Annotated in this window: 19 protein-coding genes and 3 pseudogenes; 12 read left to right on the top strand and 10 right to left on the bottom strand. The window is 63.1% G+C overall.

The window, feature by feature from the left end; genetic code table 11:
* Positions 1-284 (bottom strand): annotated as a pseudogene (locus tag VK804_RS18585) (right-handed parallel beta-helix repeat-containing protein); the annotation flags it as partial.
* Positions 285-305: 21 nt separating this feature from the next.
* Positions 306-1,835 (bottom strand): annotated as a pseudogene (locus VK804_RS18580) (InlB B-repeat-containing protein); the annotation flags it as partial.
* Positions 1,836-2,160: 325 nt separating this feature from the next.
* On the opposite strand from VK804_RS18580, the gene VK804_RS18575 reads away from it, so the two are divergent.
* The 4 genes and pseudogenes from VK804_RS18575 to VK804_RS18560 all read left to right on the top strand — a co-directional run.
* Positions 2,161-3,348, top strand: a complete 1,188-nt coding sequence (locus tag VK804_RS18575) for a hypothetical protein (RefSeq protein ID WP_325372898.1) — start codon at positions 2,161-2,163, stop codon at positions 3,346-3,348.
* Between the two features lie 274 nt (positions 3,349-3,622).
* Positions 3,623-4,219: a YbhB/YbcL family Raf kinase inhibitor-like protein gene (locus VK804_RS18570; RefSeq protein ID WP_325372896.1), complete on the top strand. Its 597-nt coding sequence runs from the start codon at positions 3,623-3,625 to the stop codon at positions 4,217-4,219.
* A 53-nt stretch (positions 4,220-4,272) separates the two neighbouring features.
* Positions 4,273-4,971: a YbhB/YbcL family Raf kinase inhibitor-like protein gene (locus tag VK804_RS18565; RefSeq protein ID WP_325372894.1), complete on the top strand. Its 699-nt coding sequence runs from the start codon at positions 4,273-4,275 to the stop codon at positions 4,969-4,971.
* 25 nt (positions 4,972-4,996) lie between these two features.
* Positions 4,997-5,181, top strand: a pseudogene (locus VK804_RS18560) (hypothetical protein); the annotation flags it as partial.
* On the opposite strand, the gene VK804_RS18555 reads toward VK804_RS18560, so the two are convergent.
* Positions 5,159-5,884, bottom strand: a complete 726-nt coding sequence (locus tag VK804_RS18555) for a hypothetical protein (protein ID WP_325372892.1) — start codon at positions 5,882-5,884, stop codon at positions 5,159-5,161. The pseudogene VK804_RS18560 and the gene VK804_RS18555 overlap by 23 nt on opposite strands.
* A gap of 2,126 nt (positions 5,885-8,010) precedes the next feature.
* On the opposite strand from VK804_RS18555, the gene VK804_RS18550 reads away from it, so the two are divergent.
* Complete coding sequence (locus tag VK804_RS18550) at positions 8,011-9,429, top strand: M20 family metallopeptidase (protein WP_325372891.1); 1,419 nt, start codon at positions 8,011-8,013, stop codon at positions 9,427-9,429.
* Positions 9,430-9,590: 161 nt separating this feature from the next.
* Here VK804_RS18550 and VK804_RS18545 read toward each other — a convergent pair whose 3' ends face one another.
* Positions 9,591-10,082: a peptidoglycan-binding domain-containing protein gene (locus VK804_RS18545; RefSeq protein WP_325372890.1), complete on the bottom strand. Its 492-nt coding sequence runs from the start codon at positions 10,080-10,082 to the stop codon at positions 9,591-9,593.
* Positions 10,083-10,325: 243 nt separating this feature from the next.
* On the opposite strand from VK804_RS18545, the gene VK804_RS33080 reads away from it, so the two are divergent.
* A complete protein-coding gene (locus VK804_RS33080) occupies positions 10,326-10,409 on the top strand; it encodes a DUF3309 family protein (RefSeq protein ID WP_422652915.1) in 84 nt (27 codons plus the stop codon).
* Between the two features lie 120 nt (positions 10,410-10,529).
* Here VK804_RS33080 and VK804_RS18540 read toward each other — a convergent pair whose 3' ends face one another.
* Positions 10,530-11,024, bottom strand: coding sequence for a DUF3291 domain-containing protein (locus VK804_RS18540; protein WP_325372889.1), 495 nt, complete (start codon positions 11,022-11,024; stop codon positions 10,530-10,532).
* A 404-nt stretch (positions 11,025-11,428) separates the two neighbouring features.
* Between VK804_RS18540 and VK804_RS18535 the strand changes: the two genes are divergently transcribed.
* From VK804_RS18535 to VK804_RS18510, 6 genes are all read left to right on the top strand, one after another.
* Entirely contained in the window at positions 11,429-12,619 is a 1,191-nt protein-coding gene (locus VK804_RS18535) for an ABC transporter substrate-binding protein (RefSeq protein WP_325372888.1), read from the top strand.
* A gap of 5 nt (positions 12,620-12,624) precedes the next feature.
* Positions 12,625-13,482 carry a branched-chain amino acid ABC transporter permease gene (locus VK804_RS18530; RefSeq protein ID WP_325372886.1) on the top strand — a complete coding sequence of 286 codons (858 nt, stop codon included), beginning with the start codon at positions 12,625-12,627 and terminating at the stop codon, positions 13,480-13,482.
* A complete protein-coding gene (locus VK804_RS18525; protein WP_325372884.1) occupies positions 13,482-15,287 on the top strand; it encodes a branched-chain amino acid ABC transporter ATP-binding protein/permease in 1,806 nt (601 codons plus the stop codon). The genes VK804_RS18530 and VK804_RS18525 overlap by 1 nt, the downstream gene beginning before the upstream one ends.
* Complete coding sequence (locus tag VK804_RS18520; RefSeq protein WP_325372882.1) at positions 15,268-15,999, top strand: ABC transporter ATP-binding protein; 732 nt, start codon at positions 15,268-15,270, stop codon at positions 15,997-15,999. The genes VK804_RS18525 and VK804_RS18520 overlap by 20 nt, the downstream gene beginning before the upstream one ends.
* A 24-nt stretch (positions 16,000-16,023) precedes the next feature.
* Positions 16,024-16,896: an MBL fold metallo-hydrolase gene (locus tag VK804_RS18515; protein ID WP_325372880.1), complete on the top strand. Its 873-nt coding sequence runs from the start codon at positions 16,024-16,026 to the stop codon at positions 16,894-16,896.
* Between the two features lie 452 nt (positions 16,897-17,348).
* Positions 17,349-18,497, top strand: a complete 1,149-nt coding sequence (locus tag VK804_RS18510) for a serine hydrolase domain-containing protein (RefSeq protein ID WP_325372878.1) — start codon at positions 17,349-17,351, stop codon at positions 18,495-18,497.
* A 99-nt stretch (positions 18,498-18,596) separates the two neighbouring features.
* Here the strand turns inward: VK804_RS18510 and VK804_RS18505 are convergent, their stop codons facing one another.
* The 5 genes from VK804_RS18505 to metH all read right to left on the bottom strand — a co-directional run.
* The gene (locus VK804_RS18505; RefSeq protein ID WP_325372876.1) at positions 18,597-19,601 is read right to left on the bottom strand and encodes a tripartite tricarboxylate transporter substrate binding protein; all 1,005 of its coding nucleotides are present in this window, start codon (positions 19,599-19,601) and stop codon (positions 18,597-18,599) included.
* On the bottom strand, positions 19,598-21,292 hold the full coding sequence (locus tag VK804_RS18500) for a GMC family oxidoreductase (protein WP_325372873.1): 1,695 nt from the start codon (positions 21,290-21,292) through the stop codon (positions 19,598-19,600). Before VK804_RS18500 ends, VK804_RS18505 begins: the two co-directional genes overlap by 4 nt.
* 153 nt (positions 21,293-21,445) lie before the next feature.
* Positions 21,446-22,204 carry an endonuclease/exonuclease/phosphatase family protein gene (locus tag VK804_RS18495; protein ID WP_325372871.1) on the bottom strand — a complete coding sequence of 253 codons (759 nt, stop codon included), beginning with the start codon at positions 22,202-22,204 and terminating at the stop codon, positions 21,446-21,448.
* 119 nt (positions 22,205-22,323) lie between these two features.
* Positions 22,324-22,647 carry a hypothetical protein gene (locus tag VK804_RS18490; protein WP_325372869.1) on the bottom strand — a complete coding sequence of 108 codons (324 nt, stop codon included), beginning with the start codon at positions 22,645-22,647 and terminating at the stop codon, positions 22,324-22,326.
* Positions 22,648-22,782: 135 nt separating this feature from the next.
* On the bottom strand, positions 22,783-25,487 hold a 2,705-nt coding region (gene metH, locus VK804_RS18485; protein WP_325372867.1), incomplete at its 5' end, for a methionine synthase.

Genomic DNA, 25,487 nt, shown 5'->3' with positions numbered 1-25,487 from the left:
TCGGTTGATCCGGCGTTGACGGTAATACCGTTGGTTCCTGACGCCAGAATGGAGGCCATTCCCTTCCCGTCGATGGTAATCGACTTCGTGATGGTGACGGGGCCGTATCCGCCCGGATCGAGAACGTCGATCTCGCCGCCGGCTTTGGTCTTGGAGATCGCCGCCGCAAAGGTCCTGCAAGGCGCCTCGCGGCTGCACGGATTGCCGTCGTCGCCGGCGCCGGAAACAAATGTGAAGTTGGGCGCCGGCGCGAACGTGGCGGTCACGTTTTCTGCCATGCTCATGGTCACGACGCAGCTTCCGGTGCCGCTGCACGCGCCGCTCCACCCGGCGAAGACATAGCCGCTTTGCGGCGTCGCGGTGAGCGTAACCCGGGTGCCGCCGAGATAGCTCGAACTGCACTCGGTCTGGCAATCGACGTTGGACCGGCTGCTCGAAATCGTGCCGGCGCCGTTGTCGCTCACGGTCAGAGTGAAAAGCTGCACGAACGCCCAGGCGGCGCCGGTTGCATCCTGGTCGAGCGGTCCGCCGATGATCGCGGTACTGCCGTTGCGCGATAGCGCGACGGAGGCTCCTTGGCCGGCGGCTCCGACCGCGCCGGTACCGACCAACTTTTTTGCCTCTGGAGTCCACGTTCCGCTACTCAAGGTGAACGCCCAGGCCGCCCCGGTATTGGCGTTGTCACTCGGTGCGCCCAACAGCATGGTGTTGCCGCGATCGTTCAACGCGACGGAGAAGCCTTGCCCTGGATTGCTGCTGGGTGCCGGAGTGCCAGCCCGCATCGTTCCCCCCTGCGGACCCCATCCTTCCCTGCTGCGCGTAAACACCCATGCCGCGCCATTGCTCATGGCTACGGTCGTCTCGGTCTGGGGTGGTGAAATCGTCCCGCCCTTGCAGATCGGGCTGGTCGGCTCGTCGGTCTTAGAGCAGGTCTGGAAGGTCGCGTTGGAGGTACCGGGCCCGAGCGTTTCCACGCCCGGCCCGCCCACGATCGCAGTGCTGCCGTCACGAGACAGCGCGACGGAGAAGCCTTGCTCGGATTCGTTCCCGCTCTCGTTTCCATTCGTGCCGACAAGCTTGGTCTCCTGGATCCACAGGCCGTCGCTCCACACGAATACAAACGCTGCGCCGATGGGCGGCTCCGTAACGGCGTAGTCGGGCGCGGGGCCGATGACGATGCCATCGTCCGGCCCGCCAACGATGGCGACGCGGCCGTCGCCGGAGAGTGCGACCGAAAAGCCTTGAAAGATGTCGGTAGGCGAAGTCGTGCCGGTGCCGACAATTTTTGCGCCCCGCTGATTCCACTGCGTGCCGTTCCGCCTGAACACCCACGCCGCGCCGAGCGCGCTGTTGTCGGCCCAGCCGCCGATGATCGCGGTGGTGCCGTTGGCGGACAGTGCGACGGAGTAGCCTTGCTCCGCGGCTCCGACCGCGTCGGTGCCGAGGAGCTTTATGCCCGGATTGCTCCACACGCCCTTGCTCTGCGTGAACACCCACGCCGCACCGCTCGAATTGTTGTCGCCCGGCCCGCCGACGATGGCGGTGTTGCCGTCGGCCGACAGCGCGACCGACCAGCCAAACTGCGGGCATGCCGACAAGTCAGCCTTCGAGCATCCACTCGCGTCGTCGGCGGTCAGCTTTTGCCGCAGGGTCCACGTCTCGCCGCTGCGCGTGAAGATCCACGCCGCCCCCGCGCCGCCGGCATCAAACGGCGCGCCGATAATGGCGGTATTGCCGTCGCCAGAGACCGCCACGGAGAAGCCCTGCCTCCCGGCGCTTCCAACCGGGTCGCTGGCGGTGAGCTTTGGTACATTCGCCTGTGTAAAGTCGGCCATCGCCGGTGGCGTCAGGCACAGCAGCGCCGCCCATACCAGGGCTCCCAGGCAAAGCCGAAATGCGCGGCAGGCAGCCGATCGCGCGTCAGCGACCGTCAACAAATGCGGTGGCAGCGCGTGATCGGTCGAATTCATCTCGCTGTCGGCACGCTCTGACTCGTGCCCGCCCGGTCCGGTTCTGGATCGCCTGGCAAGGAGAGGGACCATAATTGCAGAAGTATGCGGCCGTTATTATAAGAGGTTCCGCAATTAAGCATCGTTATCAGGCCGAATCAACAGCGCCGTCTCGCGCGCTCGGTAACCGGGAAGGTTAATGGCAATGCACGTGACCAGTCGCGCTCACTTTCTCACCCTGGGCGCAATGCTGGCACTGCTGCCGCTGGGCCCCGCGCTAGCCGATCCGGCGATCAAGCCGGCCATCACCGGTCTCATTTCCACCGGCGCCCAGCCGAATACGCTGTCCGCGCTCAATGACGTTACCGGAACGGTTACGCCAGCTGACATGATCGGAATCTTCGGCGGACTCGTGGTCCAGGCCAGGTGGAGGGATTTTCAGCCGGACAATGAGACCCAACTCGAGACTTCCATCATCGATGATATCCTCAGCGGGAATTCCAATACGGTCATCAATAATTTGACCCAATATAATAATTTGACCCAATACAACGCCGCCGCTACGGCGCTGCCGGCGCCGAACAATCGGCAGCTCGGCGTCAGGCTTCGGATATTTACCGGGTGCAGCGCCGACGAAAACGACGCGCCGAAGTGGGCTATGGAAACGGACACCGGCTTTCCGATCACACTCGAAGGCGAATACGATGGAAAACCGGAAAAATGCGTGCTCGGCAAATTCTGGGAAACCGGCTCGAACTATTCGAAGGCCTGGAGGCGTTTCCTGACGCGGCTCGCCGAAAAGTACGACGCGAACCCGCTGATCCAGGAGATTTCGGTCACATCCTGCACGAGCTTTTCCGCCGAGCCGTTCTTCCTCAATCTCAAGGAGCCGACATTCACGAAGAAGAACCCGGCGCCCGACCCGGTGCCGGCATTTCCGGCCCCCGGTCTGCACAAAGCCGGATTTAACGACGCCTTGTATAAGGAATGCCTGACGAACGCCATTGACGATTATGAGGCCTGGAAAACGACGCGGCTGGAGTTTTCGATCAACGGGTTTAGCGGGCTGTTCCAGCAAGAGGACTATGCCGTCAGCGAGCGGATCATGCGTAGATGCCGCCTGAAAGCCGGGCTGCGCTGCATCCTGAGCAATCACGATCTCGATACCAAGACGCCGCCCTCGATCCTTCCGGTCTATGTGTTCGAACGCAAATTCGGGCCCAACATCACATTCCAGACACTCCACGTGGTTCCAACAGATTTCGAAGGCACACTTCGGAAGGGTATTTCTCTCGGTGCGGGTTCGATCGAGATCTGGCAGGAGGCTCAGCTGGGCTCGTTCGAGCACCAGTCGCGTGCAACGCTGGCGAACTGGGCGGCGATGTTTGAGCCGCATTGATGCGAAATGGACTCAAGCCGGCGATGAGCGCGGCGACGCGGGAGCGGAAACTTGCGGGATGGGCGCGGGCGGTGAAGGGATTGCTGGCGAGCGACGAGGGCGAGGGGTAAGGCCCAGCGTTGCTTGGCGACCGAGCGGTGTGCGTTGTGATATTGTCGAATGAGCCGAGTAGTGTCGATGAGCCTTCAAATATCATCGGCCTGAAAGCGCAAACTCGCGATACGCAAGCTAGTTGACAATGGCGGCGGCTACGGGCGGGGAGGAAAAAATGCAAATGAAATGCAATCTGTTGCGGGTTTTGGCGCTGATGACAGGTCTCGGCGCGATTGACGCCACGATGGCCGCAGAAAACACGACGCCGCCGCAACTGACGCTCTCCTCGCCGACCGTGAAGGACATGGAACCCCTGCCGCTGAAATACAGCCAAACCGGGACGCGCCCCAGCATTGTGGTGCCCCCCGGGATGAATAACGGCGCGGTCAATCCGCCGATCGAGTGGAGCAACGTGCCCGAAGGGACAAATGCTTTCGTCCTGATGGTGTCCGATCATATCGACACCTTGATGTGGGCTGTCGTCAATATTCCGGGAAACGTCCGGTCGTTGCCGGAAGGGATACCAAATGGGAACGACTCCTCGAAGCTCCCGGCGGGCGCGTTTCATCTGAGCTTCCGGAGCAATGGCTGGATCGGGCCTGCGGCCAGACAAAACGCGGAGGGTCGCTGGACGTACTATTGGAAGCTTTATCCTCTGGACAAGAAGTTGAACGTCCCGGAAGACGCCAGCCGCGACGACATCCTAGCCGCAATGGAAGGCCATCTCACCGGCAACAAGGCGGTGATGATCACGCCCTGTTGCGATGGATCGAATTAGCGAGTTGCGGGATGGTTTCGGCAGCGGCTCCCGGACGACAAAAGGAAGGCACCATGCGCGTGAAGCGATGGCTCGTGATATTGGCGATGCTCGCGGGCAACCTTGACGCTGCGACAGCACAGAACGCCGGGAGCGCTGCTCCTCCACCCGGCCCGACGATCGTGGTTCCGAAACCGAGTTCGGTTGCGGAGCCGGTCAGCGGCGGCGGCCCTGCGCCGGTCGTTGAGCCAGGCCCGGGGTATCCGCGGCAACCGACGATCAGATCATCGGCTTTTGCCGATTACGGGTGGCTACCGCTGAAGTACGCCGCCAACGCTGCAAAAATGGTGACGTTCGATCCGATCTCGCCGCCGCTGGTCTGGACTGAACCGCCGCCGGGAACGGTATCCGTCGTCCTGGCCATGATCGACATGGAAACCAGTTCGGGCGGCAATCCGCAGGACCGTTTGCTGTGGGCAGTCATCAACATGCCGCCCAGCACCCGCCTTCTGGCGGAAAACACCACCCGAGGCCGGACCGCCATGTTGCCCGCCGGGGCTTTTCAACTCAGCTTTCTGACGAATGGCTACATCGGTCCACTGCCCGGAGCCGATCTGCAGGCTCATCACTATCTCTTCGAACTCTACACCCTGGACAAGATGCTCGACGTGCCCCGCGACGTTACCCTCGACCAGCTCAAGACGGCGATCAAGGGCCATCAGACCGGTCAAAGAGGCGTGATGGTCGTCAGATGTTGCACGAATTCGAAATAAATCCGCCGAGGCGCGCTGGTCCGCGAAATTCGCCGACGGCTGGCGGCTGGAGCATAGGTTCAAGCCGGCGATGAGCGCGGCGACGCGGGAGCGGAAGCTAGCCGGCTGGGCGCGGCGGTGAAGGGGCTGCTCACGAGCGATGAGGGAGAGGGTAGGACACCCTTAACCGTTGTCCGCTGGCTCTCTCTCACTTCTTGGGACTCCAGCTAGTCGTCCAGAACCCGTATGGATTCCGTAGGCGCGCGGTTCCGGCATTTTGTATCGCAATGTCTGTCAAGTCAGATGCCTTCGGTGCTCCTGGAAGATCGCCCGTGTGATGAAGGATCAATTCTGCAATAGCCTGCTTGAGGAAGATGAAGAGCTTGTGCATCTGATCATGATCTAAGTTTATTGTAGCGTTTGGCGAAAATAGGTCAGCCATCTTCTTTATTTTTCTATAGTCTTCCGCAGAGATCACGCCTTCATTGTGAACGATACTTTTACGCAAAATGCGTAAGTCGCCCAACGCATTGATCCTAACGTCGTTGGGTTGAACGCCTCTCATATTGGCAATTTCGGGCCGAACCTTTTCGTCCCAGTGAGCGAATATGAATACAATGATTGACCAACATATTTGCCGCTCATTGAAACCCGCCTCCGAATTAGCGCGAATGAATTCGTCGGACCGCGTGATCTTGTTGTGGATGATATCCGGGCGGCTTGGGTCTTCCAGACTTGTCCAAACGATGACTGGCTGACCTTCCTCAATTCGACGCGAAGTGGGTCGCGTAACCCTTGAAATCTGTCGCTCTATTCGAACTTTGTTGCCCTCGAATCCGGACAAGCAATCGCAATAGACGCCAACTTGCTGATTGATGAAGTCAATGAAGTCTCGAAGAATATCGAGCTCCGCATAGCCTTCTTGCATGCCCATAACGGTCCCCTGCTTACCCTCTCACTGCTCCTCCTGTTCGTCCCCTGAGCACGCATTTTTGTCGCCTACAGCGCTTTCGACTCAATCAGAGATTGATGATTGTCTTATATTGAGCCCACGATGCAGGGCAAGATGTGGTCAGTACAAGAACATGACGCAGTTTATCACCGCTGGTCGAAGGCAGAGGCAGCCAACTCGTTCCCTCGCGTCCAAGAAACTCAACTTATGAATGTATTATGGACCAACACTTCCTCCGCGCGAGAGGGAATACTAAAACAGCCAAAGCTAATTTTAAGGATGTCCTGCCGGCCCTAAAGCCCTTTTATCCTGCCTCAATCCTTCTTCCCCCATCGAATACCGTACCAATCCCGCCAGAGCACTCCGAAAAAAATCGCTAGAAACAGTAGAGCTGCCACGATCGCATCAAGACCCTTAGGCGAACTGTATGAGTAGCCCGCTAATGCGACTGCTCCCACGAACCCAACGGACCCTAGGGCGGCGGAAAGCTTAATAACCGCATCCCAAGGCACCTTAGGCAATTGGAGGCTCGACTTGCTTTCCGTAACGGTCTGGTCGTGCCGAACAGACCGTTCGCCAGCTACCTTAGGCATGGCCTTTACCCTGACAGGTCAACTTGTGGGGGTCACTACACCCATTTTCGCTACACGCAGATCATGTTAGCTGCAGGACTCCTAACGTCCTGGTACAATTCATCTGGCCTTCCGCGGGTTCTTGTCAATGGATTAACCGAGCGGGGTGCGTCCGCAACGCATATAGATCCCACAGAAACTTCGATATTGCAGGCATTTCTTACTGGCCGCTCCGCTCGAAAATTTTGCCTAGCTTATTATCAACGCGCACCCATAGTAAGAGTTCGCATACGGTCGTTTGGCGCGTGACTGCATTTTAGAATTCGACTAGCGATTCAAAACTGAATGCCAGTTAGTCGGAAAAATTACGAAATCTGGCATTTCAAGATGTTCACTAATATTTTATCTGAGGATGCAAAAAAACAATAAGGTACTGATAGTTTTGATTTTTATGCTTGCGCCGAGAAAAAGGTTTTTTGACATTTTAATTTATTGCGACGCCTCACGTCTTTCAGCGTTCAAAGAATTATTGGAAGAGCGCGGGTGCAGTGATCGAACGCGTTACGAATCTCATCCTGCCCGTTGGCTAGGATTTCGGGATCAATCCCGATTCGATGAGGGCGGGAACCACACGCCTTGCTGGAAGAAAGCAATAGCAGAGGCAAAGTTTATGATCGTCGCTCGCAGTGCTTTGGTGAATCCACGTGTCCAGAGGTTGGGGTCGTAGCCCGCCCTTATCTGCTTTAGTGATTTGCCCGACGGGCAAATCACTAAGGCCCCCAAGGTTCTCCTCCGACCTGCATGTCAAGCCCATCCCGCAAAAATATTCTGCTTTACCGAATATTCTGATTATCCTATATTGCTCCCCGTCCCGCCCCATCAAAAGGGGCGTATCATGATCGTCGCGAACGCGGGGCGGGATGCGGTGGACGCTGAGGGTGCCTTTGACGAATGGCGCCGGAAGCGTACGGCAAAGACGTGTGGGCCTGGCACCCCGACGCTGGTGTCAAGTTCGCGTTAAGGAGCGCGGATGACGGTGGCCAACAAGCCCGGAGCACCGGGGCGAGCACGTAGCAGCCGTAAAACCATTGCGTGGGGAATGCCGGGTGATTCCGGTGTGACCTGCTAACGTGTGTGCGCTCTACCCACTACCATTGCACACACGGCTATCGGGCGCATCGGCCGCCCGGCATTCCCTGCGCCCTCATTTCGGAGGGCGGGAATAAAGGAATACCTCGCGCAAAAAAATACATGCGGCGAGATCGCGAAGGTGTGTCTTGCCGTCATTGCGACCTGTAGCCCGGGTGGAGCGAAGCGAAACCCGGGGACCGTAGTTGCGGTGGAACCCCGGGTTGCGCTTCGCTCCACCCGGGCTACGAGGCTTCTTGTTGCGCCATGGATTGCTTCGCTGCGCTCGCAATGACGGCGTTGGATTGCCTTCACGCCGTCCGCATGGCAGCTGCCTCCGCCCGCGCTAGGCGCTGTCCCGCGGAGCTGCTACGCTTCCTTCCTCACACAGCATCAGGAGCGCAACCGATGGACAACCGCAGCGACATCTGGCGTGGCGTCGACACGATCAAGGGGCGCTTCATCGAACTCGCCGACCGGGTCTGGGCGATGCCCGAGGTCTGCTACACCGAGGCGCGCTCGTCGGCCGAACATCTCGCCGAGCTGCGCCATCACGGTTTCCGCATCACCGAGAATGTCGCCGGGATTCCGACCGCGCTGATGGGCGAATGGGGCGAGGGCGGTCCTGTCATCGCCTTCCTCGGCGAATATGATGCGCTGCCGGGTCTGAGCCAGGAAGCCGATGTGGCGGAGCCGCGGCCGGTTGAGGCCGGAGGGCATGGCCATGGCTGCGGCCACAACCTGCTCGGCTCGGCCGCGCTGCTTGCCGCGACCGCGCTGAAAGACTGGCTCGCCGCGCAAAAAGTGCCCGGGCGCGTGCGCTATCACGGCTGTCCGGCGGAGGAGGGCGGCGCCGCCAAAACCTTCATGGTGCGCTCCGGGGTGTTCGACGATGCCGACATCGCGCTCTCCTGGCACCCTCACAGTTTCTGGGAAGTGTCGGTGACGCCGTCGCTGGCCAACACCCGCGCCGATTTCATCTTCACCGGCCGCGCCTCGCATGCCGCCGCCTCGCCGCATCTCGGCCGCAGCGCGCTGGACGCGGTGGAGCTGATGAATGTCGGCGTCAACTACATGCGCGAGCACATGCCGAGCGACGCCCGCGTGCATTATGCATTGCTCGATACCGGCGGCATCGCGCCCAATGTGGTGCAGGCCCATGCCCGCGTGCGCTATTCGATCCGCGCCCGCGACCTGCCCGGCATGAACGAGCTGGTGGAACGCGTCCACAAGATCGCGCAGGGCGCAGCGCTGATGACCGAGACCAAGATGGAGATGCGGATCATTTCCGCCGTCTCGAACCTGCTGCCGAACACGCCGCTGGAGCAGATGTTGCACCGGATCATGGAGGAACTCGGTCCGCCGCATTTCGACGAGGCGGACATGGATTTTGCGGGAAAGATCCGCGCCACGCTGAGCGAGAAGGACATCGCCAGCGTCTATCACGCCATCGGCATGGAGGAGACCGACCGGCCGCTCGCCGATTTCCTGGTGCCGCTCGATGCAAGGCGCAACCCGCTGATCGGCTCGACCGATGTCGGCGACGTCAGCTGGGTGGTGCCGACCGTCCAGCTCCATGCGCCGACGATCGCGATCGGCACGCCACTGCACACTTGGCAGGTGGTGGCGCAGGGCAAGAGCGCGCACGCCCACAAGGCCATGGTGCAGGCGGCGAAAGCGATGGCCGGATTGGGCGTCCAGGCGCTGCTGGAGCCGGACCTGATCGCCGCCGCCAAAGCCGATCTCAAGAAGCGCACTGCGCGGGTGCCCTATGTCAGCCCGCTGCCCGGCAACATGGCGCCGCCGCTGGATATGTCGGTGAATTGAACGGTGCGAGTCACCTCTCCCCGCTCTTCGCGGGGAGAGGTCGGCGCGAAGCGCCGGGTGAGGGGCTCTCTCCGCGAGTCGTGCTCGCTGAGGCAGCCCCTCACCCCGACCCTCTCCCCGCGAAGAGCGGGGCGAGGGAGCATTCGATTGCTATCGCACTCTCACCGGTGTCCGAACAGTCCGCCGACCACGCCGCCGATCAGGCCGCCTGGACCGCCGCTGCTACGGTGATGATGAAGATCGTGATGATGGGCCGGATGGTCGCCATTGACATCGTCGGCGTTGCCGGCGTCGGCGTGCGCGGCCGAGACGCTCTCGGCCAGCAGCGCATCATGCTGCGGCGTGTCGAGGAAGCCGGTGGCGGGATAGCCGCGCGCGGCCTGCCAGCGCGTGATGACGGCGCGGGTGTGGTCGTCGAACTTTCCGTTGATCCTGGTGTCGAAGCCGAGACGGGTCAGCCGGCGCTGCACGTCGCGACGCGCTGTCTTGTCGAGGCCGATCTGGTCTTCGGTCTGCTGGGTCGCTTCGTCGGTCAAGGATACCGGTTGGGCGGGGGCCGACAGCTCGCGGTCGGTCGTGCTCGGACCGGCCTTGACCGCGCCGGCACTGACGAGAATTCCGAGCACGGATAACGCGAGGATCGAGACACGCATGGCCTGGTTCTCCCCCGATCCCGAAATCCCGTGGGTCAATTTCGGTTTCGTTGCTGGGCAACCTTTATCCGGGTCGCTTGTTCCATGGCGCGCGTCGGATTGTTACACCGCAGTGCGACAGTGCGATCCGTTTGCGCGATCCTCGACCCAATGCAAATTGGCTTCCCCGGAACAATACTCTGAAGCTGCCGTTGACTGCTTGGGTGCGCGGCATAACGCCGTCGGCATCAACGGAGAATTCTCATGGAATTGATCCTCATTATCGTTTTGGTCGTGCTGGTGTTTGGTGGCGGCGGATACTGGGGCCGCAGCCGCGGTCATTGGTGATTGACTGCCACTTCCGCATTCGGTGAGGCAACTTCGAATTGCCGTTCCAGAACAGGGCGCTCCGGGCACCTATCCATCTTGATATGAGTCTCGCGAAGAAGACTGGTCGATCGCCTTGAATTACGCGACCTGTCCCGGAGGCGCGCAACGCGCCGTCTTCCAGAGTTGTGCGGACGCGGTTTGCCAGTCGAACGCGTGATCATCAGGACCATGCTGCTTCAGATGCTCGATGCGCGCGACAGCCTCCTCGACATCGGGCCGGTGGCCGATCGGCACCCACCACAATGCGACGGATGGTCCATCGAAATGCTCGAACCAGTCGGCGCGGCGGCCATAGAAGCGCTTATGGACCGTCTGCCAGACAAAGCGTTCGAGCGCATCGACGCTCTCCCAGACCGAAAAATTGACGATGATGCGCGGGTCGGCAAAAGGCCGCGTGTCGGTGGCGTTGCCGCTCTCGCCGGCATAGCGCCAGACGAAGCCTGTGCTGCGTTCGGCAATGCCGTTTACCAATGCAAGGTTGTTGGTGAAATCCGCCATGCGCGGATCGTCGATGTCGTATCGGATGCGGCCGATGTTCAGTTGTGCGAGATGATGATTGGGTGGCTGTTGCAAGGTCCTGCTCCGTCGCCGATGCTTCCCCGGGCCTTGAGTAGGATACCGTAGCGGATCGAACCGGAACAGTGGACCTGGCGAGCGATTGAGTCCTGACCAGCGCCCGGCTGATGCCTGCATTTGATGCAACTGGCGCGACGGCCGGGAGGATGACCCTGACAACCGGCATGCAATACAAGCCGCTGCACGCACTGCACAAATTCTGGGAAGCCCCGCGCGTCCCACATCCGCGGCCCACTCCACGCATCACACGCCCCCCATACTGAAGTTTCAGTCCGCGACGGCGAAGCGCGTCTTGCGGACCCTCAAGCGGAGGCTATAGTCCAGCCCGGAAGTCCAAGAGGTCCAAGAAACCTCGACAAGTTCGGGAGTGCTTCAAGGCTCACGCTAAGGGAGAATTCAAGATGTCGTTGACTCGTCGTCAAGCGCTGGCGTCCGGCGCTGCCGTCATTGCAGGCTCCATGATCAGCAAGCCCGCGATCGCGGCCAAGGATCCGATCCTGATCGGCTATCTTCCGGCGCTCACCGGTCCATCGTCGTCCACCGGTATCGGGATCAATCGCGGAGTTCAGCTCGCGGTGCAGGAAATCAACGCGGCCGGCGGCATCGACGGGCGGCAGGTCGAACTGATCACCCGCGATACCCAGAGCGATCCAACCAAGGCGGTGAACGGCGCTGCCGAACTCACCCACGGGCAGAAGGTCAGCGTCATCATCGGTCCGGTCAATTCCGGCGAGTCGCTTGCGGTGGTGCCGCTGCTCGCGCGCGCCAACACCCCGCAGATCCACCCCTGCTGGGTCGACACCCTGACCGACCCGAAGAAATATCCGATGTGCTTCCGCAACGCGCCCACCAACCAGCAGATCGGCGGCGCCGCCAACAAGTATGTGGTTGACGTGCTCAAGCGCAAGAAGGTCGCGGTCGTCAGCGACACCACCGGCTATGGCACCGCCTCCGTCAACGCCTATGTGCCGATGCTCAAGGGCATCGGCGCCGAGGTCGTCTATCAGGGCAATGTCGACGCCGCCAATCCGGACCTCAAGCCGGAGTTGCTGCGGATGCAGTCGGCGGGCGCGGAGGCGATCATGCCCTGGAGCGTCAATGCCGGTTTCCTGTCGCGCATCATCAACACCCGCGGCCAGATGGGATGGGATGTGCCGATCATCGGCCAGACCACGCTCGGCTCCGGCCAGACCAAGGCGCTGCTGGACAAGCCGGAATACTGGGCCAAGGTGTATCCGAACAATTTCCGCCCGGTCTGCTACGCCACCGGCGGCAAGCTGACGGATCGCACCACTGCCTTCGTCGACCGCCTGAAGAGCGCCAAGATCGACATGAGCGACACGCTGCTATGGTGGATCGCGCTCGGCTATGACACGCCGCGAATGGTCGCCGACGCCATCAAGAGCGCCGGCGCCGAGCCGGAGGCCATCGTCGGCTATCTCAACAAGCTCAAGGAATTCCCCGGCGTCTACGGCGACATCTCGTTTACCGCCGACAAGCACGACGGTTACCCCGACAGCGAGGTGGTGATGGTCGAGGCCAATTCGCTGAAGGACGGCGCGTTCAACCTGGCTCCCGGGTACGGTTCCTGAACCCGATGGTCCAATCCATCGTCCTGACGGGGCTGGCGATCGGCTGCATCTACGCACTGATCGCCATCACCTATAATGTGATGTTCTCCGCCTCGCGCGTGTTCAGCTTCACCGCGGGCACGCTCGGGATGATCGGCGGCGTGCTGGGCTCGCTGTTCATCGCGCGGATGGGCATGCCGGTCGCTGCCGGCTTGCTGCTTGCACTGGCCGGCGGCGCGCTGCTCGGCATCGTCACCGAGATCGTCGCGGTGCGGCCGGTGCTCAAGAGCCTCGACCAGCATCTCTACGTGCTTTCCACGCTGGCGCTGGCGCTGATGGTCCAGCAGTTCACCGCGATCGAATGGGGCACGGATGCGCAGCCGTTTCCGCGGCTGTTCGATGTCGCCCGCGGCGGCTTCGACCAGCTGTTCTGGCTGCCGATGCTGGCCTGCGCGGTGGTGACCATCGGCCTCGAACTGCTCTATCGCCATACCCTGGTCGGCCACGCCTTCCTCGCGATCGCCGAGGACAGTTTCGCCGCCCGCGCGCTCGGCCTTCCCGAGCGCACCTTGCGGATGGCGAGCTTTGCGCTGGCCGGCGCCATCGGCGCGCTGGCGGGCTTTGCGGGCGGCGAGATGCTGCTGGCGTTCTTCGCCAATGCGCCGATGCTGACCTTCTATGGGTTCGTGCCCGTGGCGCTCGGCGGCATGGGCAACAACCGCGGCGCCGTGGTCGCCGGCCTGCTGCTCGGATTGTTCCAGCAAACCGCCAACTTCCTGGTCGGCGGCATCTTCGCTTCGGTCGCGGTGTTCACCGTCTTCATCATCGTCCTGCTGGCGCGCCCCGAGGGTCTCGCCGGCGCAAGCCTGCCGCGACGCGTTTGATGGACATGCAGGCAACCCAGTTGGGCCGCGGCCGCGCCGACGCGACTGGCTCGTCAAGCATGTTCAGCGCGGCGCTGCCCTTCCTGGCGCTGCTCGTCGCAGGGCTTGCGTTCCCGCTGTTCGGCGGCGGCTATTGGGGCGTGATCGCAACCCGCGCCTGCGTCTATTGGGTGCTGGTGTCGGGCCTCAACTTGGTTGTCGGCTTCGGCGGCCAGATCGCGATCGGCTGGGTGGCGCTGCTGACGCTCGGCGCTTACACCACCAGCGTGCTGGTCGCCGGCAACGCCACGCCGGAGGTGCCGCCCTATCTGGCGCTGGCGATCGCGGCCGTAGTCGGCGCCGTGTTCGGCCTGATCGTCGGCCTGCCGGCGCTGCGGCTGCGCACCTTCTATTTCGCCATCACCACGCTCGGCTTCGCCACCATCGTCACCCAAGTGGCGCTGGCCTGGCAGAGCGTCACCGGCGGCGGCGTCGGCGTTGCCGGGCCGGTATTCCCCGCACCGTTCGATTCGCAATGGGGCTTCTATTATTTCTGCTTCGCCCTCGCCGCGATCTGCACCTGGATGACCGCGAACATCGCGGCCAGCCGCTTCGGCCGCGCGCTCACCGCGATCCGCGACGCGGAGGTCGCGGCCGAAGCCTGTGGCATCGCCAAGCCCTCGCTGCTCGGGATGGTGTTCCTGTTCAGCGGCGCTGTCGCCGGCGTCGCCGGCGGGCTGTTCGCCTCACTGCAATCCTACATCACACCTGATGCCTTCACGATCGACCTGTCGATCCTGTTCTTCATCGCCATCCTGATCGGCGGGCGCGGCTCGATCCTCGGACCGCTGCTCGGCACGATTCTTTTGACCGTGCTGCCGGAATTCGCAGCGCCGCTGGTGGCGTGGTCGACCTTTCTCTATGCGGTGCTGCTGCTCGTCATCGTGCTCGCGATCCCCGGCGGCATTGCCGAGATCCTCGATTTCAAGAACCGCCGACCGCTCGAGAGTGGCCGCGCGATCGTGCCGCGGCCCGATCTGCTCGGCCCGCTGCTGGGTACCGCGCCCGACGCAGGCGCGCTGACGCTGGAGCAGGTGGCGCTGAGTTTCGGCGGCGTCCAGGCGATCGACGGGCTCGACCTGGAGATCCGGGCCGGACAGGTGCACGGGCTGATCGGCCCCAACGGCAGCGGCAAGACCACGACGCTGAACGTGATCTCGGGCTACTACGCGCCGAAGCGGGGCGCGATCCGGCTGAACGGCGCCGCGATGCACGAGCATGCGCGCCACCGCCGCGCCGAGATGCGGATCGCGCGAACCTTCCAGACCCCGCGCATCGTCGGCTCCGCCTCGGTGCTGGAGAACGTCATGATCGGCGGCACCATCGACGGCAAGGGCACGTTCGTCGAATCGCTGCTGTCGCTGCCGCGCCACCGCCGCGACGAAGCAAGGCTCCGCGATACCGCGATGCTGGCGCTCGCGGCGGTCGGGCTGGAGCGGCTTGCCGCCGTGCGCGCCGACCGGCTGCAGCACAGCGAGCTGCGCTTCACCGAGATCGCCCGTGCCTTGATGCTGCGGCCGGCCTTCCTGTTGCTCGACGAGCCCGCGGCCGGTCTCTCGGCCGAGGAGATAGAGCGGCTCGGCGAACTGATCGCGGCGATCGCGCGCGCCGGCACCGGCGTGCTGGTGGTGGAACATCACCCCGACCTGATCTTCGACATCTGCCATCACGTCACCGTTCTCAACCTCGGCAAGATACTGGCGGCCGGCACTCCGGCCGAAATCCGCGCGCATCGGGAGGTGGTCAATGCCTATCTCGGCGCCTGATCCGCTGCTCGACGTCGCCGGCCTCTCCAGTGGCTATGGCAAGATCGGCGTGCTGCGCGGCGTCGACCTCAAGGTCGGCGCGGGCGAGGTGGTGGCGCTGCTCGGCCCGAACGGCGCCGGCAAGACCACGCTGCTGCGCGCGGTGTCGGGCTTGTTGCCCTGGTCGGGACGCGTGCAGTTCGGCGGCCGCGATCTCGCAGGCTTAAGTCCGCGCGACACCGTCAAGGCCGGGCTGTCGCATGTCATCGAGGGACACCGGGTGTTCACGCAGCTCAGCGTGCTCGATAATTTGCTGCTCGCGGTCTACGACCTGCCGCGCCACGAGCGCGCGACACGGGTCGAGGAGGCACTCGCGCTGTTCCCCGAAATCGCCGCCAAGCGCAGCGAGCGCGCGGCCGCGCTCTCCGGCGGCCAGCAGCAGATTCTCGCGGTAGCGCAGGGCCTGGTGCGCCGGCCAAAATTGCTGATGCTCGACGAGCCGTCGGCCGGGCTGTCGCCGGTGCTGGTGGATCGCGTGCTGGTCGTGATGCAGCGGCTGCGTGAGAACGGCACCGCGGTGCTCTTGGTCGAGCAGTTGATCGAGAAGGCGCTCGCGCTTGCCGATCGCGTCTATGCGCTGGCGCGGGGATCGATCGTGCTGGAGGCCGAGACCTCCGAGGCCGACCTGCCGTACCGGCTGGAGCATGCCTATATGGCGACCGCCAGGACATAGCGAGAAATTACACGGAGGCCCATCGTGCGCACGAAGTTTGAAGTCGGCAACGTCACGATCCACCGCATCGTCGAGCAGGAGGGTCCGTTCTTCGAGGCGCTGCAATTTTTCCCGAAGCTGACGAAAGAGCTGCTGGACGAAAATCGGAGCTGGCTGCAACCAAAATTCATCGGCCCCAAGGATGAGTTGATGCTCTGCATCCAGAGCTACATCGTCAAGACGCCGCACCACACCATCATGATCGACAGCTGCGTCGGCAACCACAAGCCGCGGCCGACGCGGCCCTTTTGGAACATGATGAATTCCGATCGCTACGAGAAGAATCTGGCGGCCAGCGGATACGGCGTCGGCGACATCGATTTCGTGATGTGCACGCATCTGCACACCGACCATGTCGGCTGGAACACGCGGCTCGATAACGGCCGCTGGGTTCCGACCTTCCCGAAGGCGCGCTACGTCTTCGCCGACCGCGAACTGGATTACTGGACCACGCGGCACAGGGACGACCCGGCGGCGTGTCCGTGGATTACCGATTCCGTGCTGCCGATCGTCGCCGCCAACCGCGTCGACATCGTCAAGAGCGCGTATGCGTTCAACGACCTGATGACGCTGATACCGACGCCCGGCCACACCATCGACCATTATTCGGTGCATGTCGGCAAGGAGGGCGCCGACGCCGTCATCACCGGCGATATGATCCACTCGCCGCTGCAGGCCCGCTATCCCGAACTCGGTATGATGTCGGATTACGACTCCGCGATCGCCGGCGTGTCGCGGCGCCAATTGTTCGGCCGCTTCTGCGATACGTCGACGCTGATGTGCACCGCGCATTTTCCCTCGCCCTCCAGCGCGCGCGTGGTGCGCTGGAAGGATTCGTTCGATTTCGTCGATGCATAGGTCGGCTTGACGCCAAAGATATGTTTCGTCGCGCGGCGCCTTACGTCGATCGAGTTCATGTGGGCAACGTCCCACATCCGACGCCTCGGATAGTTGAGGATTGTTGCGTGGCTTCGAAACGACGCCGCTGCCCACAGCGCGCATTGTCAATCGGCGTTAGCCGCTGGCATCGCGCGAGCAACTCGCAGTCGAGAGGATTCGAGACTCGGCCAATCGCAAATGCTAATGTCGCAGCCGACATGCCGATGTGGCGCCGTCTTTTGTCGCCTCGTCGAGCCGGCGTCGAACAAGAAATTTAGGCCTCGGGAGAGCTGCGCGCGCGATACCCGGGCTACCGCAACAGGGAGGCTTCCATGAATCGAAAGACCGCTGGAGTTGTCTTCACGATAGGAATTGTGCTTGCTGCTTCGGTTGGCACCGCATGCGCACAAAATTCGCCAGGGAGTACAGCTTTGGATAGTAGCCTGCGCGGCGCGGTCGAGCGCAAGGACGTGCCGGGCGTGGTCGCACTGATCACCGATCGCGAGCGCGTGCTTTATCAGAGCGCATTCGGCGTGGCCGATGTCGCGACCGGGCGCCCGCTCACGCGAGACGCGCTGTTTCGTATCGCCTCGATGACCAAGCCGGTCACTTCGGTGGCCTTGATGCAATTCGTCGAGCAAGGCCGCATCGCCCTCGATGACCCGGCCGAAAAATATCTGCCGGAGCTTGCCGGGGTGAAGGTCTTCGAATCCTTTGATGCTGCGACCGGCGCCTACAAGCTCCGCCCGTCAGCGAGCGCGCCGACGGTCAGGCAATTCCTGACACATACCTCCGGCCTGGGCTATCCCTTCACCAGCGCGACCTTGCGCGACTTCAAGCCGCGCGTCGGCGAAACCTATCCGTTCGGCGGACCGCTGTTGTTCGATCCGGGCCAGCGCTGGCACTACGGCACCAGCGTTGATGTCGTGGGCCGGCTGGTCGAGGTGCTGTCGGGCCAGAAGCTCGAGGATTACTTCCACGATCATATCTTTGTCCCGCTCAAGATGGATGACACCTCCTACAACGTGCCGGAAGCAAAAGGGCCGCGCCTCGTCGCGCAACAGCAGCGCGCCGGCGAGCACATGGACGGCGCCATCGAACTGCAGAATCCCCAGCCCCCGCTCACCATCGCGGCGCCGGTCGGCGGCGGCGGGCTCGCCTCGACTGCGGATGACTACGGGCGCTTCACGCGCATGCTGCTCAACGGCGGCACGCTCGATGGCGTCCGCGTGCTCAAGGCCGAGACGGTGGCGCTGATGGGCCAGAACCACATCGGCGCGGTCTCGGTCCCCGCGCTCAAGAGCGCGCTGCCGCGCAGCGCCGACTTCACCTTCATCGCGGACGGACGCGACAAATGGGGATTGGGCTTCCTCATCACGGTCGATCAGGTACAAGGCAAGCGCTCGCCCGGCAGCCTGAGCTGGGGCGGCATCAACAACACCTACTTCTGGATCGATCCCACCCGCGGCATCGCCGGCGTGATCATGATGCAGTATCTGCCGTTCGCCGACGCCAAGGCGCTCTCGGTCTACGACACGTTCGAGCGCGGCGCCTATCAGCTCGTGAACGCCGAGCGCTAGACGTCTTGCAATATCTGGCCGGCCTCGGGCCGGCCGGACTTGGGCGCGCAAGGGTGATCCGCCTTGGACTGCTGCGACCCATCGCAGCGCCACTACGGCTTAGCCCAGCTTGATGTTGGCTTCCTTCACCACCTTGCTCCAGCGCTCCATCTGGTCCTTGACGAAGGCGCGGAATTCTTCCGGCGTGTTCGGCCGGCTGTCGATGTTGAGGTGCTCGAAGCGCTCCTTGACCTCAGGCGAGCCGATCGCTTCGTTGATCGCGCCGCTGAGGGTGCTCACGATTTCAGGCGGCGTGCCATGCGGCACGAACACGCCGTTCCATTCATAGGCTTCGAAGCCGGGCAGCGTGTCGGAGGCCGGCGGAACGTCGGGCAGGCTTTTCAGCCGGCCCTTGCCGGTGTGCGCGATGGCCTTGACCTGGCCGCCCTGGATCATGCCGACCACCGCCGATCCGTTGGCGAAGTAAAACTTCACCTGCCCGGCGATGACGTCGTTGAGCGCAGGACCGCCGCCGCGATAGGGCACATGGTTCACCTTGGCTCCGGTCATGAAGCGGAACATTTCGAGGGAGAGATGCTGCAGCGTGCCGTTGCCCGAGGACGCAATGTCGATGCCGTCAGGCGCGGCTTTGGCATAGGCGATGACGTCAGCCAGCGTCTTCACCGGCAATGATGGCGTCACCACCAGGATATTAGGCACCAGCGACACCAGGGCCACGGCGTCGAAATCCCTGTTGTAGTCGAACGGAAGGTTCGAATAGAGCGCGCCGTTGACCGAAAAAGCGGTGGCGTCATGCAGGATGCTGTAGCCGTCGGGGACAGCCTTCGCGACCAGGGCTTCACCGATGGTGCCGCCGGCCCCGCCTCGATTTTCGATGACGAACTGCTGGCCCAGAATCGCACCGACCTTGGCGTAGAGGATCCGCGCGGTGGTGTCGGCGCCGCCGGCCGGCGGATAAGGCACCATGACCTGCAGCGGCCGGTTCGGCCACGAGCCTTGCGCGCTGGCGCCGCGGACGAACGGCGCGGCGGCCATTCCGGCCAATAGCGCGCGGCGTGAAAGACGGCGGCGCGCGGGCTCGCCGGTCTTCGCAATGGCCTTCACAGCATCGTCTCCGCAATCTTCTCGGCCGTCATCAGGGTCGGAAAATTGGTGTTGGCGCACGGCACCACCGGGAAGATCGAGGCGTCGACCACGCGAAGGCCCTGCACGCCCTTGACGCGGCCCTGGGTGTCGACCACCGCCATCGGGTCGTCGGGCCGGCCCATGCGGCATGAGCACGAGGCATGCCAGACGCCGATCGCCGCCTTGCGCACGAAGGCTTCCAGGGCCTCGTCGTCGTTCATGACCTGGTCGAACGTGAATCCTTCGACGACGAAGTTGTCGATCATGTAATGGCGCAGCGCCGCCGGCCCGTCCATCATCGTGGCGGCGATTTTCGTGAGGACCTTGTTCCTGGTGTTGACGACGCCGATCTTTCGCACGCGGTCGGAATACGAAGCCGGGAAGGGCTTGTCGGTCACGGCCTTCATCGGCGCGCTAATCTGCAGGCCCGCCGCCTTGCGAAAGCCGCTCATCAGCCGTTCGAGGTCGCGCCGGTCGGACAACAGGTTGAACTCGACGATCGGCTCCTTGCGCGGGTCGCGCGAGGCGAGCTTGACCTGCCCGGTCTCGGAGTAGGTCTTGTTGACGAAGGTGAGCAGCGAGCCGATCTGCTCGCCCACCGCATGCCAGGCGGATTTGCTCAACACCACGACGAACATGTCGCCCATCGGCACGCCTGGTAGCCCCGAGGAATAGCGCAGCCCGACCTGGACGTGGCGCCGCGTATGCTCGTTCATGCGCGCGCCACGGTGGATGAAGGACGACAGCGCGATCGAGGGGTGATCCATCAGGCGCTGGCCGACGCCCTCCAGCCCCATCACGATCGGGATGCCCATGTCCTTGAGATGCCCGACCGGGCCGATGCCGGCGCGCAGCAGATGCGCCGGCGAGTGGATCGCGCCGCAGGAGAGCACGACCTCGCGGCCGAGGAATTCCTGCTCCTGGCCGGCAACCAGCGCCCTCACGCCGATGCATCGCGTGCCTTCGAACAGCAGTTCCTTGACCTGGGTGTCGGTCGAGATCGTCAGATTGGCGCGCTTGCGGGTGTCGCGATCGAGATAGCCCATCGCCGCGGAGACGCGTTGCTCGGACTGATTGGAGTGCGTCACCGGAAAATAGCCTTCGACGAACTCGCCGTTCTGGTCGGGCACGAAGGCGTAGCCGGCGAGCTTGCAGGCCTCGCCGGCGGCTTGCGCGAGCCGGGTCCAATGCTCCGGCGGGATGCGCCGGACCGGGATGCGGCCGTCCTTGCCGTGGAACGGCCCGTCGAAATCGAGGTCGCGCTCGACCTTCCTGAAATAGGGCAGCACGTCCTTCCAGCTCCAGCCCGAAGCACCCCGCGCCTCCCATTCGTCGTAGTCGGTCGGCGCGCCGCGGTTGGCCATCTGGCCGTTGATCGAGGACCCGCCGCCCAACACGCGCGCCTGCTCGTATTTGCGTAAGGGCGGGCGATCGGCTTCCGGATTGTTGTGGCTGACGATCTGGGTCGTGACCTTGAGCTCGGTCCAGTGGAAGCGCGGATCGAAGTAGGCCATGCCCGAATAGCTGTCGCGAATCTCGGGCGGCTCGTTGCCGGGCGGGGTGTCCTGTCCGGCCTCGCAGAGCAGGACCTTGTTGGCGCTCCCGGCGGAGAGCCGGTGCGCCAGCACCGAGCCCGCCGAGCCGCCGCCGACGATGATGAAGTCGTACACTTGGCGTTTCCTCTGTTTTTATGAGGGGAAGGTTAGCCAACACCGCCGGCTCGCGCCAGTCGATTGCTTGCAGGGGGAGGATGCTCGAGCAATGCCGCAACGCGACATCCGCCTGTTCCTGATGGACAAGACGGCCGGGGCCGTCCGCATCGATCAGAACTCGAGATCCGCCCAGACTCCGGCATGATCCGATGGCCATAGCGATGGATCGGCAGCGTCGGGCTTGTCGAAGCAGACACCGCTCGCCACGGTCTCGATCGCGCCGGTAGTCCAAATATAGTCGATGCACCGGTCCATCCGCGGCCAATAGGGATGCGATATCGTGCCATCCCGCCCAGTGAGCGCCGTGAATGCAGTAGCCGACGTCTGGGAAGGACGAAATCGGCCTGCCATCAGGGCGGCAGAGGGCATGTCCAATGTCGCGTTGAAATCTCCGCAGACAATGCAGTCGGCTACGTCATCTCGCCTGTCGATCCATGCCAGGAGCTGCTGCACCTGAAACAGCCGAAGAGAGTCGTCGCCACGCGACATGTAGAGATGCGTTACGTAGACATCCAACGGCTTGCCGCCTACCAGAATGCGGGCGACCTGCGCCACCATATCCCGTGCCTGGAAGTCGAGGTTTCCGGTTTCGATGACGGCAAAGCGGGTGAGCAGCGCCTCGCCTTCGACCGGAGCCAGGCCGTTGACGCGCGTCTGCTGCACCAAATTGTAGTCGACACCCCGCACTGAGCCGATATTCCCTTGCAATTCCCGCCGCAATTCCCGAGCCGTCTGCCGGGCGATGCTCACTTCGTTGAGCGCAATGATATCGGGTTCGAGGGCCTTCATGCCCTCGACGACAAGGCGACGGCGTTCATCCCATCGCTTGTGATCCTGCTCGAGATTGAGCGTTACCACGCGAAAGCGCATCGCCAGCTCCAGCCGAGTTCAAAAAATAACCCGTGGGAAGAATGAACCACGCGGCTTTCGGCACGGCAAGCCGACCAAGAGTCGATCGGCGTGTGCGGCAACATCGGCTCCGACGCAGATCACACATTCTTATTCGGCGCCGCGCCGCCAACCACCGGCGCGCTGTCCTGGTCGTGTTCCTGCGCCAGCAGCAATTCCTTCAGCGTGCCGTCGCTGAGCTTGCCGTTGGGCGAATGGACCCTGCGCTCGGCGGCCTCAATCGGTCGCGAATGCTGCGGCAGGGCGGCCGCGGCGTGCGCCGCAGACGACTGCGAACTCTCGCCGGCTTCCTCGGTCTCGTCGGTAGCCTCGGCATAGCCGACGCCGCGCCGTCGCCGGGTTTCCTTCGGCTTCGGCGGCGCCGGCGTGTACACGATCGGCGGCAGGATGTGGTGGCGCGACACGGTCTGTCTCCGTTGGCCTAGCGCCCATTAGGCGGGTGATTCGCAGCGGTCGGCCAGTTACAAATCCATTATATGGCCAGCAGCGCCGGTCTCTTTCCTTCTCCCGCAAGGGGAGAAGGAAGCAAGATCCGCATCTCAACCCGCCCGGGCCGCCTTCTTGCGATATGCCAGATGCACCGCGCAGGTGCAGCCCGGCGGATGCGAGGCGACATCATTGGCGGGAACGGACGCCGGCGCCAGCGGCGGCACCGGCCCTTTCGCGGGCCGATCCTGCGCCGGGATGTAGTTCAACACCGGCGCCAGCCAGCGCTCGGCTTCGGCCACGCTCCATCCCTTGCGCGCGGCATAGTCCTCGACCTGGTCGCGCTCGATCTTGCCGACGCCGAAATAGAAGCTCTCGGGATGGCTGAAATAAAGCCCCGACACCGACGAGCCCGGCCACATCGCATAGCTTTCGGTCAGCTTCACGCCTGCGGTGTTTTCCGCATCGAGCAGGGTAAACAACGTCGCCTTCTCGGTGTGGTCGGGCTGCGCGGGATAGCCGGGCGCGGGGCGGATGCCCTTGTATTGTTCGAGAATGAGTTGGTCCGGCGACAGCGTCTCGTCCGGCGCGTAGCCCCAGAATTCGCGGCGGACGCGGGCATGCATGCGCTCGGCAAAGGCCTCCGCGAGCCGATCGGCCAGCGCCTTGCACAGGATCGAGGAGTAGTCGTCATTGGCGTTCTTGAAGCGGTCGGCGATGACGTCCTCGCCGATCCCGGCGGTGACGACGAAGGCGCCGATGTAATCGGGCACGCCGCTCGCGCGCGGGGCGATGAAATCCGACAGCGCCGCGTTGAAGCGGCCTTCGCGCTTTTCCAGCTGCTGGCGCAGCGTGTGGAGGGTGGCGATTGTGTCCTTGCGACCCTCGTCGGCATAGACGGCGATATCGTCGCCGACCGCATTGGCGGGCCAGAAGCCGATGGTGGCCTGCGCCCTGAACCAGTTTTCGCTGACGATGCGGTCGAGCATCTTGCGGGCGTCGTCGTAGAGCGAACGCGCGACCTCGCCGACCTTTGCGTCGTCGAGAATCGCAGGGAAGCGTCCGCTCAGCTCCCAGGTCTGGAAGAACGGCGTCCAGTCGATGTATTTGGCAAGCTCCGCGAGATCGTAGTCCCGGAACGATTTGATGCCCAAAAACGCCGGCCGCTTCGGCGGCGTCTTCGCGAAATCGATGGCAACCGCGTTGGCGCGGGCATCGATGAGCTTCAGCCGCTTCTTGTCGGCCTGGGCGCGAAAATGCGCCGCGGAAATCTTGGCATAGTCGGCGCGCACTTCCGCGGCATAGGCCTCGCGTCGCTCGGGCGACAGCAGCGCCGACGCAACGCCGACCGCGCGGCTGGCGTCATTGACATGCACCACCGGCCCGCCGCGATAGTTCGGGTCGATCTTGACGGCGGTATGGACGCGGCTGGTGGTGGCGCCGCCGATCAGAAGCGGCACGCGCAGGCCCTGGCGTTCCAGCTCGCCGGCGAGATGACTCATCTCGTCGAGCGAGGGCGTGATCAGGCCGGACAGGCCGATGATGTCGGCGCCCTCCGCCTTCGCGGTCTCGATGATTTTCGTGGCCGGCACCATGACGCCGAGGTCGATGACCTCGAAATTGTTACATTGCAGTACGATGCCGACGATGTTCTTGCCGATATCGTGGACGTCGCCCTTGACGGTGGCGAGCACGATCTTGCCCGCGGAGCTGCGGCCGTCGCTTGCGATGCCGTTGGCGAGATTGCGTGCCTTCTCCTCCTCCATGAACGGCATCAGATAGGCCACGGCCTGCTTCATCACCCGTGCCGATTTTACGACTTGCGGCAGGAACATCTTGCCGTCGCCGAAGAGGTCGCCGACGATGTTCATGCCGGCCATCAGCGGGCCTTCGATGACGTCGAGCGGACGCGTCGCGAGCTTGCGCGCGTCCTCGGTATCGACGTCGATATATTCGGTGATGCCGTGCACCAGCGCGTGGGACAGCCGCTTGTCGACCGGCCATTCGCGCCAGGCCAGATCCTGCTCTTTGGTCTGCTTCTCCTTGCCGCGGAATTTTTCGGCGAGCTGCAGCAGCCGCTCGGACGCGCCCGGATCGCGGTTGAGAATGACGTCCTCGCAAGTCCTGCGCAGTTCGGGATCGATGTCGTCATAGACGATCATCTGCCCGGCATTGACAATGCCCATGTCCATGCCGGCCTTGATGGCGTGATACAGAAACACCGAATGCATGGCCTCGCGCACTGGCTCGTTGCCGCGGAACGAGAAGGAAAGATTAGAGACGCCGCCGGAAACATGCGCGTGCGGCAGGTTTTGGCGAATCCAGCGTGTCGCCTCGATGAAGTCGACGCCGTAATTGTTGTGCTCCTCGAGTCCGGTCGCGATCGCAAAGATATTGGGATCGAAGATGATGTCTTCGGGCGGGAAGTCGAGCTGGTCGACCAGGATGTGATAGGCGCGTCTGCAGATCTCGGTCTTGCGCGCAAAGGTGTCGGCCTGGCCCGCCTCGTCGAACGCCATCACCACCACGGCCGCGCCATGCCGCCGCGCGATCTTCGCCTCGTGGATGAATTTCTCCTCGCCTTCCTTCATCGAGATCGAGTTCACCACCGGCTTGCCCTGCACGCATTTCAGGCCGGCCTCGATGACGGAGAATTTCGAGGAGTCGACCATCACGGGCACGCGGGCGATGTCGGGCTCGGCGGCGACGAGGTTGAGGAAGGTCCGCATGGCAGCTTCGGAATCAAGAAGCCCCTCGTCCATGTTGACGTCGATGATCTGGGCACCGTTCTCGACCTGGTCGCGCGCGACCTGAAGGG

The sequence above is a fragment of the Bradyrhizobium sp. genome (genome assembly GCF_035484855.1).
Classification (GTDB): domain Bacteria; phylum Pseudomonadota; class Alphaproteobacteria; order Rhizobiales; family Xanthobacteraceae; genus Bradyrhizobium.
Note: the sequence above shows the minus strand (reverse complement) of the source record. Positions and strands in the feature narration are given on the sequence as shown.

Excerpts from the sequence above, each read along its gene's own strand:
- VK804_RS18570 (WP_325372896.1), top strand. The coding sequence starts at position 3,623 with ATGAAATGCAATCTGTTGCGGGTTTTGGCGCTGATGACAGGTCTCGGC.
- VK804_RS18565 (WP_325372894.1), top strand. The coding sequence starts at position 4,273 with ATGCGCGTGAAGCGATGGCTCGTGATATTGGCGATGCTCGCGGGCAAC.
- VK804_RS18555 (WP_325372892.1), bottom strand. The coding sequence starts at position 5,884 with ATGGGCATGCAAGAAGGCTATGCGGAGCTCGATATTCTTCGAGACTTC.
- VK804_RS18550 (WP_325372891.1), top strand. The coding sequence starts at position 8,011 with ATGGACAACCGCAGCGACATCTGGCGTGGCGTCGACACGATCAAGGGG.
- VK804_RS18545 (WP_325372890.1), bottom strand. The coding sequence starts at position 10,082 with ATGCGTGTCTCGATCCTCGCGTTATCCGTGCTCGGAATTCTCGTCAGT.
- VK804_RS33080 (WP_422652915.1), top strand. The coding sequence starts at position 10,326 with ATGGAATTGATCCTCATTATCGTTTTGGTCGTGCTGGTGTTTGGTGGC.
- VK804_RS18535 (WP_325372888.1), top strand. The coding sequence starts at position 11,429 with ATGTCGTTGACTCGTCGTCAAGCGCTGGCGTCCGGCGCTGCCGTCATT.
- VK804_RS18530 (WP_325372886.1), top strand. The coding sequence starts at position 12,625 with ATGGTCCAATCCATCGTCCTGACGGGGCTGGCGATCGGCTGCATCTAC.
- VK804_RS18525 (WP_325372884.1), top strand. The coding sequence starts at position 13,482 with ATGGACATGCAGGCAACCCAGTTGGGCCGCGGCCGCGCCGACGCGACT.
- VK804_RS18520 (WP_325372882.1), top strand. The coding sequence starts at position 15,268 with ATGCCTATCTCGGCGCCTGATCCGCTGCTCGACGTCGCCGGCCTCTCC.
- VK804_RS18495 (WP_325372871.1), bottom strand. The coding sequence starts at position 22,204 with ATGCGCTTTCGCGTGGTAACGCTCAATCTCGAGCAGGATCACAAGCGA.